This window comes from Streptomyces boncukensis (assembly GCF_011045075.1).
Lineage (GTDB): Bacteria > Actinomycetota > Actinomycetes > Streptomycetales > Streptomycetaceae > Streptomyces > Streptomyces boncukensis.
The window spans coordinates 1-5,273 of sequence record NZ_JAAKZZ010000503.1 but is presented as its reverse complement, the minus strand read 5'-3'; the positions used below and the strand labels follow the sequence as shown (position 1 = coordinate 5,273).

6 protein-coding genes are annotated in these 5,273 nt (G+C 62.9%); 2 read left to right on the top strand and 4 right to left on the bottom strand.

Features of this window, described 5'->3' with window-relative positions; genetic code table 11:
* Positions 1-215 precede the first annotated feature (215 nt).
* Positions 216-1,067, top strand: coding sequence for a helix-turn-helix domain-containing protein (locus tag G5C65_RS30700; RefSeq protein ID WP_165302323.1), 852 nt, complete (start codon positions 216-218; stop codon positions 1,065-1,067).
* 11 nt (positions 1,068-1,078) lie between these two features.
* A complete protein-coding gene (locus tag G5C65_RS40235) occupies positions 1,079-1,276 on the top strand; it encodes a DUF397 domain-containing protein (RefSeq protein ID WP_165302324.1) in 198 nt (65 codons plus the stop codon).
* Here the strand turns inward: G5C65_RS40235 and G5C65_RS30690 are convergent.
* The 4 genes from G5C65_RS30690 to G5C65_RS30675 are packed head-to-tail and all read right to left on the bottom strand — an operon-like array spanning position 1,273 to position 4,698.
* Positions 1,273-1,863, bottom strand: a complete 591-nt coding sequence (locus G5C65_RS30690) for a hypothetical protein (protein ID WP_165302322.1) — start codon at positions 1,861-1,863, stop codon at positions 1,273-1,275. The two genes, G5C65_RS40235 and G5C65_RS30690, sit on opposite strands and share 4 nt — an antisense overlap.
* Positions 1,820-3,910 (bottom strand): hypothetical protein, encoded by a 2,091-nt coding sequence (locus G5C65_RS30685; protein WP_165302321.1) that lies wholly within the window; start codon positions 3,908-3,910, stop codon positions 1,820-1,822. The genes G5C65_RS30690 and G5C65_RS30685 overlap by 44 nt, the downstream gene beginning before the upstream one ends.
* 25 nt (positions 3,911-3,935) lie before the next feature.
* Positions 3,936-4,373, bottom strand: coding sequence for a hypothetical protein (locus G5C65_RS30680; RefSeq protein ID WP_165302320.1), 438 nt, complete (start codon positions 4,371-4,373; stop codon positions 3,936-3,938).
* Between the two features lie 25 nt (positions 4,374-4,398).
* A complete protein-coding gene (locus tag G5C65_RS30675) occupies positions 4,399-4,698 on the bottom strand; it encodes a hypothetical protein (RefSeq protein ID WP_165302319.1) in 300 nt (99 codons plus the stop codon).
* Between the last annotated feature and the right edge of the window lie 575 nt (positions 4,699-5,273).

The following is a 5,273-nucleotide window of genomic DNA, read 5'->3' as shown; positions in this document are numbered from 1 at the left end:
GGGCCGGTGGGGTCGGCGGGGTCAACGTGCATGCGGTCCTCCGCAGGGCGCGACGGGGTGAGGGGGTCGGCTTGGTCACTGGGTGACTGACCCAATGCATACCGTAGGGAGCTAGGTTGTGACGGTGCAACCTAGTGCCAAAGCTTGGCGGTACGTGCGTGGACTCGTACGCTCCGCAGGGAATAGATCGCCAACGTTCGCCAAGGAAGGGCTACATGCCACCCAGGAGCCAGCCCACCGCGCGCCAGGAGCGCCTGGGTGCGGAGTTGCGCAAACTGCGGGAGGCGGCGGGAATGACCGCCCGTGAGGCGGCGGCGCTGCTCGGCACGAACCCCATGCATATGAGTCACCTGGAGACGGGCCGTGCTGGCATCAGCGAAGAACGGCTGCGACGCTTGGCAGCCAACTGCGAATGTTCGGATGCTAAGTTGATCGACGCTTTGGTGGCTATGGCGACAGACCGAACGCGGGGCTGGTGGGAGGAGTACCGAGGTGTGTTGCCCGCCGTGTTCCTCGATCAGGCGGAGCTTGAGCATCATGCCCTGGGAGTCCGGGACATCTCCGTCGTTGGTGTACCCGGTTTGCTGCAAACCGAGCACTACGCCCGCGCGGTCTTCTCCTTCCGCGTCCCTGAGCTACCGTCGAAAGAGCTGGAGCCCCGTGTCGAGCACCGGATGCGACGCCGGAGCATCCTGGAACGCGATCCAGGGACTCCTTACGAAGGGATCATCCACGAGGCGGCGTTGCGCATCAGGGTCGGAACGCGGGAGACCGCCCTCGCTCAACTCCACTCGATCCTGGAGTTCTCCGAGCGAGACAATGTAGCGGTGAGGGTGATCCCCATGGAGGCGGAGCAGTTCGCCGGGGCCTACTCGGTGATGCTCCTGGCCGCCGGGGCCGTACCCTCCCTCGATACGTTGCAGCGAGACGTGCCCGACGGGACCGGCTTCATGACCGCAGAGGCGCAGCTTGTCAAGGCGCGTGCAATGTTTGACAAGGTGAAGGCGTTCTCACTTGGTACCAAAGCGACACGCGACCTTGTCCGTGAAGTGATGAGGAATCTGTGAAGGAGCGGGGAATGTGTCCGGTAGGGGAGTGGCAGAAGTCTTCATACTCTGGTGGCGATGACGGCAACAACTGCGTCGAGTTGGCGATGACCTCCGATGGTATCGCCCTGCGGGAAGGCGACACCCCGGAAGGCATGGTCGTTGTTACGCGGGAGGTGATGTCAGCCTTTCTGTGGATTGTCAAGTCATCGGCTGGATCGAGGAGTTAGCGGCAGCCTCGTTTCTCGGCCGCGAGCGGTGCGTACTTCTTTGCGAATTCGGATAGATCACCGAGTTCCTGTATGGGCTCTTCTCGAAGCGACACCCGGAGCTTCACCCCGATAAGGAGATACTTCTTCTTGCCGTGAGTGCAGGTGACTCTGATTCGTGCCTCTCTCCTCTTGACGGCCCCTTTCTCGTAAGATGGGAGATCGGGAATTCTCCGTATTCCTACGGAAGACCCCCCTTGGGAAAGTTCGAGTTGTCTTGCAGGATGGGTGCTTTCGTCTGACAAGTGTTCACCTACGGAAAAGGCTCGCTCGTCGTCGACAATGAGAACACAGCCAACTTCGAATAGGGCATCCGGCGCTTTGATCTCCTTGAGTTCCTCTCCATCCGGGAGGAGGGCTGCTGTCGCTTCTTTGCCGACCTTCACATCGCAGACTTGAGCTGGTGTTGTGTAGCTATCCTTACCGGAGCAGCCGGACATCGAGAACCCGAGGAGTGGGAAGAGGATGAGTGTCGCAGCACGATATCCTCTGCGTATCATTAAATCAGTACCTTCCTGCCCCGGAGCGACTGTCCTGGATTCCGTCATTTGCGGCACCATTTATGACGTCTGTTCGTGCAGTAGGTGTGTACTGCTCGCGAGAATCTGCCCACCCCGAGTTCAAGTCGTACCATTGATCACGCAGTTTTATAAGCTGTTTTCGATGGAGCTCCGAGTTTGCAATATTCTCTCTCTTCGTCTCACCTGCGATGCCCGAGTTCTCATCCTCGACCCATGCCTTGCTGGCTGCGAATGCGGCATGGTCGATGTGTCCGCCCCCAGGCATAAACGCAGCGGCGGTTCCGACTGCTTCATATCCCCACAGACCGTCCCAGGATGCCTTCGACATATCTTTCTGCTTTTGATCGTCCACGGCCTGGTAACGCGAATCTTCGAGAAACCCAACTGTGTGCCCGGCACGCAGGAGACTGTCTCCTGGGTGATCCTTCTCCGTTCGCATGTCTTCGATGATCGCGTGGTTCATGTAGGCGTTGAGCATTCTGTGGGACTGAGGATCCCTGGATATCTGCTTGGTGACCTCGCGGAGGTCGTCCTGACCGATGGGGCCCTCGCCCAGCGGAGAGCTCATCGAGAGGTGCGTGTCCTTCCCGTGAACGCCTAGCATCTTCGCCATGGCACCGCGTAGTTCCGGAGCCATGTCGTCCTCCTGCTTCGCGAGATACCCCAGCGCCCTGTCCCGCACCTGCTGGTGCTGTACGGTGAGTTCGGCCTTCTCGGCGCGGGGGCCGTCGGGATCCAGGCCCGTGCTGCCTGCGAACAGCGCGTCACCCAGCGCCTCGGCCCCCGGCCGAGGCCCGGAGCGGCCCGCGTGGTCGTAGAAGTAGTCGCGATCCTTGATGAGGTACTTCGCGTCGTCCGGGTTGTCGTTGAAGAGGTGGGTGGCGAACTCCGGGTTGCGGCTGACGGCCTTGAGGTAACCGGCCATCGGGTCGTTTCCCTTGTCCTTGGCGCCATCGGCGAAGTTCAGCTCGGCGTTGAGGTTCCCTTCGAGCTTCCAGAGGTCGGCTGGCGACAGCTTGGACTTCCGCTCGTAGTCGAGCATCGCGTCACCGTAGGAGCGCAGGAAGCCGTGGCTGTACTTTCCATGACCCATGAGGCTGCTCATCACCTGGAAGCCGTTGGGGCCCATCGCGTCCTTGGTGCGGTCGGTGATGAACTGGTGCTTCCCTTGTGCGATCACCTCGCGCTGCCATTTCTCCATGGCGGCGCTGTTCACCCGGGTCGCGCGGCCGAGGGTCCGGCCCAGGTTCTTCTCGACCTCGGCGAGCAGCTTCCGGCGTCTGGGATCTCCGGTGGGCTGGGACGGGTTCGCCAGCTGGCTCCAGAGCTCCAGCGTCCCCTTGCCGCCCATACGGGTGGCGAACCGTTCGGCGAAGTACGGGTTGTCGTACTGCTTGGCGAGGATCCCGTTCACCTGGGCGAGGCGCGTGTTCGTCATCTCGCCCTTGTCGAGCAGCCGGACGAGCTTGTCGGCGTCTTCCCGTCCCTCGACCTCCTTCTGCGCGCGCTTCAGGCCGCCGCCGGTGAACTGGTACCGGTTCTTCGTGAGAGCCCGGAGCGTTGCCGCAGCCTTCTCGTCCGCGCGGGCCGCTCCCTCCAGGATGCGTTCGATCTCGTCCTTGACGCCCTGCGTGTTGTCCTTCTGCGGCGCCGAGCCGGGCGCCTGGAGGGAGGGAATCACGCTGAGAGAGCCGTCCGCGGACACCCGGACATTCTTCTCCAGAGCCTGTTCGACCGCTTTGCCGAGCTGATTCTTGTAGCTGCGTAACTGCTCGTGTGCTTCTTGCAGAACCTTGTAGATTCCGGCCGCTTCCTGCTTGGCGTCCTCGAACTCCTTGGCCGTCTTCTTGACGAAATCCTTGGTGACCTCTGAGTTCTTGCCTTCCCAGTTGGCCGCGTTGGCTTTCTTCAGTAACGTCTGTGACGTTCCGCTTGGACCCGCAGCGCCGCCAGGTGCGCCGTCACCCGTGGCGTACTTCATCTGCCTGCTGAGCTTGCGCCATTGCTCAACTGCTTCGTCCAGTTCCTTCAATGACAGTTCGCGTAAGTCCTTGAAGGATAACTTCTTGGCCACTGGGCGCCCTTCCTTCGGCCTTGCCTCACTTGAAGTAGTCGTACAGCTTGGACACGGTGTGCATTCCTGTAGCGATGCGGGCCTCGTCCTCCTTGTGGCGCTTCTGGGAGTAGTCCAGGTGGTTGGAGATATGAGCGCAGGCTTCCTTGAGGCTTCCGAGCTGCGTGCTCCAGTTGTCGTGCACCTGGTAGAGGGCCGAGCCGAGCGAGAGGCTGCTGCTGGTCATCGCCGTCGCCGCCGCGAAGGTGGCCGGGCGCGCCTCGTCGCCCTGGGTGCGGAGGTGCTGGTACAGCCCGTACGCCTCATTGCCGATCGCTCCCAGCTCGTTGTCATGGACGACCAGGTCGCCTCCCGGCGCGCGCCCCGGTCGGTAGTTCCCGTCCGGCGTCTGGTTGAGCTGCATACGTGTGGACCGCTGGTTCGCTGTCTTCTGGCATTCTGCCCACTCGTCCTCGAACGACATCGGTTGCCTCCTCGTGTGCGCTCGGTCAGTCGCGGTTTATGGACGGGATCTCTTTGACGGTGACCGGGAGTTCGGCGGTGGCCCGGCGGTAGGTGATGTTGCAGTCGGCCTTCTTGGTGTCGACTGCGTACGTGCGGGACCTGCCGGTCAGGTCGTAGGTGCAGGACGCGGGCCTGGCGTCGTCGGTGCCTGCTTCGAGGCGGAGCCGGGTGGGGGTGGCCACCGTGGTGGCGGCGAGGTCGACCCCGGCTTCGTCGATGCCTCCGATTACCCACACGTGGTCGAGCACCTTGGAGAAGCGGGCGTGGGCGGTTCGCTTCCTCATCGTGCGCACCTCCCGAGGTGGCTGGACCTGGAGTGCACCGGCGCATATGTCGGCCGTGATGAGACGGCTGCACTGTACACCCGTGCGTCAGGGGTTGCCAGCTTAGTCGTTCGATTACCCCCGTCGCAGGAGAGTGCGGAGCTGGACCCGCACACCCTCGCGGCCCCTGCGGACAGCGGTCCGGGCCGCCCGCTCCGGAGGAGCGCGGGCGGAGAGGCAGAAGCGGATCCGGGGGCGGGTATCGCGGGCCGGGCACCGCGTCGTTGAAGCGGTCCCCGTAGTTGGCGAAGCTGAGCGAGTTGCGGATCGACGTCGCGTTCGCATGCACCTCGTTGAACACCAGCCGGAGCTGTTCGACGGGGTGCCGTCCGCCGCCCGGGCGGCGTCCCCGACCCCGGCAATCCGAGGGTGCCCTGCCGCCTGAGGGAGCGCCCTCACACCACGGGCTTCTAGGACTTGTCCGGTCGATCATGTTCGGAGCCAGATGGTGAGGGCTGCGGCGGTTGCGGTGCCGAGGTAGATGTAGCCGCGTTTGTCGTAGCGGGTGGCTACTGCTCTGGCGTTCTTCAGCCGGT